Here is a 4,286-nt window from a genome sequence, read left to right as displayed (position 1 = left end):
CTGATCCAGCACGCCGATCAGGTCTCCCAGTGTCCGCAGGGGAACGTCCTTGGCCAGCACGGCCGCCCGCAGTTCCGGGGAGAGGGTATCGAGCCGGGAGCGGATCCGAGGAGAGATCTCCGCCATGGCACGCCTCACTTTCCCAGGGGCTTGGCGCCGTAGGGCACCAGCTCCAGACGGATGAAATACCCCTGATCGTGGCCGCACACGGGACAGGTACGGGGGGCCTCTGTGCCGGTAAAGACATAGCCGCAGTTGAGGCACATCCAGCCGCACGATGCATCGGAGACAAACAATTTCCCACTTTCCAGCAGGTCTGCGTAGGCGCCGAAGCGGTTGCCGTGGAGCTGCTCGATGGCGGCGATCTGCTGGAAGGAGGCCGCCAGATCTGCGGGAAGGAGGCCGCCACGGCGGGGAATCCCTCCTGCCGGGCGGTCTGCTCAAAGGATTTGTAAACGGGGTCGTGCTCCTCGTACTCGTGGCGCTGGGCGCTGCGCAGCAGCTCCGCCGCGTCATGGGTCAAGTCCACCGGATATCCGCCGTCGATGGGGACGGTGCCGCCGGTGATCTCCCGCATGTGGTTGTAGAAGATCTCCGCATGCTTCTTTTCCTGCCCGGCGGTGAAGAGGAATACCGCCTCCAGCACCTGGAGCTTTTGCTCACGGCACACTTCAGCGGCAAAGGTGTAGCGGTTTCGAGCCTGGCTCTCCCCGGCAAAGGCCCGCATCAGATTCTGCAGCGTCTCACTGTTTTTCAACTCCATAGGTATCCTCCTGCTTGAGCGATTTGCCGGTAGTTTCTGCGGGAGGGAGGAATTTTATGCCGCTGAGTAAAAGACAAGCGCCTCCGCAAAGCGGAGACGCTTGTCCGAAAACAGCTCAGGCATTGGGCAGGCGGTACTTGCTCAGTTCCTCCTGCAATTCCTCGGTGAAATTGTCGTCCACCTTCAGCCGGTGGAGATAGGCGTGGTGATCCACAGAGCTGTCCCGCTCCTCAATGACGCACACGGCGATGTTGGAGCAGTGGTCGGATACCCGCTCCAGGTTGGTCAGCAGGTCGTTGAGCACGAAGCCCAGCTGAATGGTGCACTCGCCGGTCTGGAGACGCTGGATGTGGCGCATGCGGATCTCCTCGGTGAGCTGGTCGATGGTCTCTTCCAGCGGTTCCACCGCCTTGGCGGCTGCCGGGTCGTCCTGATTGAAGCTGGATACGGCCTGGGAGAGAATGTCCTCCAGCGCCGCGTTCAAGACCTTGAGTTCCTTTTCTGCAGCGGCGGAGAAGTGCAGCTCCTTGTCCTGCAGCTCCCGGGCGGAGTCCTGGATATTGATGGCGTGGTCTCCGATGCGCTCGAAGTCACCGATGGCATGGAGCAGGCGGGAAACGGTGCGGATGTCCGTCATGGACACGCCGTGCTGGGAGACCTCTACCAAATAGCTGCCCAGCCGGTCCTCGTAGGTGTCCAGCTTGTCCTCATTTTCAAGGATCTTGGACTCCCGCTCCTCACTGAAGCCGGAGAGCTGTTCCATTGCCAGCAGCACATTGTCCCGGGCGGTTTCCCCCATCCGGCAGGCCATGGACACGCACTCGCTGATGGCCACGCTGGGGGTGCGGATCAGGAGGGGGTCCAGGAAGGCAAACTCCTTGGCGGGGTTTTCCGTACGGATCAGTCTCCGCGCCAGCTTTTCCAGCTGGCGGGAGAACGGCAGGAGCAGCAGCGTGGTGAAGACATTGAATACGGTGTGGCAGAAGGCGATGCCCACGGCGCCCACCGTCCAGTCCATGAAGGAGAAACCGAAGATCATGTTGCCGCCGTAGAAGAGGATCAGGCACACCACAGTGCCGATGACGTTGAAGGAGATGTGGATCACCGCCACCCGCTTTGCGTTGCGGTTGACACCGATGGAGCTGAGCAGCGCGGTGACGCAGGTACCGATATTCTGGCCCATGATGATGGGAATGGCCATGCCGTACGTGATGGAACCGGTCAGCGCCAGAGCCTGTAAAATGCCCACGGACGCGGCGGAGGACTGGATGATGCCGGTGAACACGGCGCCCACCAGCACGCCCAGCAGCGGGTTCTGGAAGGCTGTGAGCAGGCTTGCAAACTCCGGCATATCCGCCAGGGGACTGACGGCATCGCTCATGAGTTCCATACCGTACATCAAGATGGAAAAGCCCATCATGATGCGGCCCACGTCCCGGCGCTTTTGCCGCTTGGAGCCCATGATGAGGATGATGCCCGCCAGGGCCACCAGGGGCGAGAAATTCTCCGGCTTGAGCATGTTCACAAGGATGCTCTCACTTTGAATGCCGGTGAGGGAGAGAATCCAAGCCGTGAGGGTGGTTCCGATGTTGGACCCCATGATGACGCCGATGGTCTGGCCCAGCTCCATGACACCGGAGTTCACGAGGCCCACCAGCATGACGGTCATGGCGGATGAGGACTGAATGGCGATGGTGATGCCGGCGCCCAGCAGCAGGCTCTTTAGGGGGTTGGAGGTCATGCGCTTGAGCAGCCGTTCCAGTTTGCCGCCGGCCATTTTCTCCAGGCTCTTGGACATGGTGTTCATGCCGTATAGGAAGAATGCCAGTCCTCCGCAAAGTGTGAAAACGGAAAAAATATCCATGAGGTTCTCCCTTTCCAATTCCGATAATGAGGCCGTCCGCAGCTGGCGGACAGCCCTCTCTCATTCTCCAATATCTAATTTGTACGATCCAGTCAATGCCTATGATACGTCACTATTATATATGCAAAAAAGGGGCCTGGGAAGGGGGAAATGACGAAAAAAGTAAAATTTGTTGCAAGTGTCTGTAAAATGCGGAAAAGGGCCGTGTCCGCGGAGTGAAAAGCAACACCCTGCCCACCGGGGGAAAATCCGCGGAAAAGCGGATCATTCCTCCGTCCAGAAGGCACGCACGTCGTTCAGGGCTCGGTGTCCCACGGAATAGCCGGACTGCCACAGGGCACGGATCTTCTCCACGTCCCGTTCCGTGCGGGAAAATCCGGCAGTGCTCTCCGGTTCCAGGATCAGCACCTTGCCGGAGCCCTCCATGGCGAAGAGGTCCCGGCGGCTTTGGTTGTAGGCTTCCGCCCGGCGGGCCATGGTTTCCACAAATTGGGGATAGCGGCGGAAGTGCCGGGCCAGGACCCGTTGCTGGGCATGGCTGGGGCCTTTGGAGTAGCTCCGCTCCCGGGTCAGAATCACCACCACCCGGTCACACCCGGCTTCCAGCGCATGCCGCCAGGGAATGGCATCGGCGCATCCGCCGTCCAGATAGGGCTGGCCGTTCAGATGGATGACCGGGAACATCAGCGGAATGGCACAGGTGGCCTGGAGCAGCAGAAAGTGGGCGTCCTTCCGGGGAACCTCCAGATATTCCGCCCCGCCGGTATTCAGATTGGTGACCACGGCTTCCACGGTGCCGGGATAGGCGGCAAAGGTCTCGTAGTCAAAGGGCAGCAGCTGGTTGGGGATGGTCTCATAGGAGAACTTCAGCCCGAAGTAGCTGCGGTTGCGGCGGTCCAGAAAGTTTCCCACGCCCATGTAGCGTTTGTCGTTTGCATAGGTGGTCAGGAGCTTCAGGTTCCGGCGGCTTTGCCGGGAGAGATAGCTCACGCCGTAGGCGATTCCCGCGGAAACGCCTACCGTGTAATCTGGCAGCGGCAGTCCCGCGTCCAGAAACGCGTCGCACACGCCGCAGGAGAAAATGGTGCGGAAGGCGCCGCCCTCCAGCACAAGTCCGGTTTTCATCTGTAAAGTTCACCTCATTGTCCGAAAATTCCGAAAATTCCAACACTTATATCATACCCCCGGACTGTGGAAAAAGCAAACGATTTGCGCAGGCGGCCGGGTGGACCGTGTACCGGCAGGGACGTTTGACAGCACCGGCCGGGTCTGGTATCCTGTTAAGCGAGATGCAGTATAAATGGGAGATGAGAGTATGGACGGCGCGTTTTCCTTTTTGACGTTTCACTTCCTGCAGAAGGCCGAGGTCTATCCCGGCTCCATCGGTACGTTCCGATACCGGCTCCAGCGGACCGGCAAGGCCGGGGACGGCCAGATCCAGGGCTGGGTATATGAAAATATATGCTTTGAGAAGGCTCAGGACGTGGAGATGATGACGGTCCCCTGGACGGAGGAAGGGGTGGATTCCCTGCGGGCGTGGCTGGAAGAGCGGCTCCGGGAGCGGGGCAGCGAACCCTACAGCATCTACGGCGGCCGGGCGAAACATCCTGCGGCAGACCAGCCGGAGGCATGAACAAGCGGCGGGAGAGGAATCCCTCT

4 protein-coding genes and 1 pseudogene are annotated in these 4,286 nt (G+C 60.1%); 1 reads left to right on the top strand and 4 read right to left on the bottom strand.

Annotated features, from left to right (window positions below; genetic code table 11):
* Window positions 1-134 precede the first annotated feature (134 nt).
* The 4 genes and pseudogenes from QZL67_RS11630 to QZL67_RS09535 all read right to left on the bottom strand — a co-directional run bounded on the left by QZL67_RS11630 (window position 135) and on the right by QZL67_RS09535 (window position 3,752).
* Entirely contained in the window at window positions 135-296 is a 162-nt protein-coding gene (locus QZL67_RS11630) for a rubredoxin-like domain-containing protein (RefSeq protein WP_306765930.1), read from the bottom strand.
* 146 nt (window positions 297-442) lie between these two features.
* Window positions 443-727: pseudogene (locus tag QZL67_RS11625) on the bottom strand (ferritin family protein); the annotation flags it as partial.
* Window positions 728-878: 151 nt separating this feature from the next.
* A complete protein-coding gene (locus QZL67_RS09540; RefSeq protein ID WP_022290491.1) occupies window positions 879-2,627 on the bottom strand; it encodes a Na/Pi cotransporter family protein in 1,749 nt (582 codons plus the stop codon).
* 264 nt (window positions 2,628-2,891) lie between these two features.
* Entirely contained in the window at window positions 2,892-3,752 is an 861-nt protein-coding gene (locus QZL67_RS09535) for a patatin family protein (RefSeq protein ID WP_022290490.1), read from the bottom strand.
* A 190-nt stretch (window positions 3,753-3,942) separates the two neighbouring features.
* On the opposite strand from QZL67_RS09535, the gene QZL67_RS09530 reads away from it, so the two are divergent.
* Window positions 3,943-4,260 carry a hypothetical protein gene (locus QZL67_RS09530; protein ID WP_022290489.1) on the top strand — a complete coding sequence of 106 codons (318 nt, stop codon included), beginning with the start codon at window positions 3,943-3,945 and terminating at the stop codon, window positions 4,258-4,260.
* The last annotated feature ends 26 nt before the right edge of the window (window positions 4,261-4,286 follow it).

This window comes from Oscillibacter sp. CAG:155, assembly GCA_000436875.1.
Taxonomy (GTDB): Bacteria; Bacillota; Clostridia; order Oscillospirales; family Oscillospiraceae; genus Oscillibacter.
The sequence above is the reverse complement of the archived record's forward strand: the minus strand, read 5'-3'. Positions and strand labels throughout refer to the sequence as shown.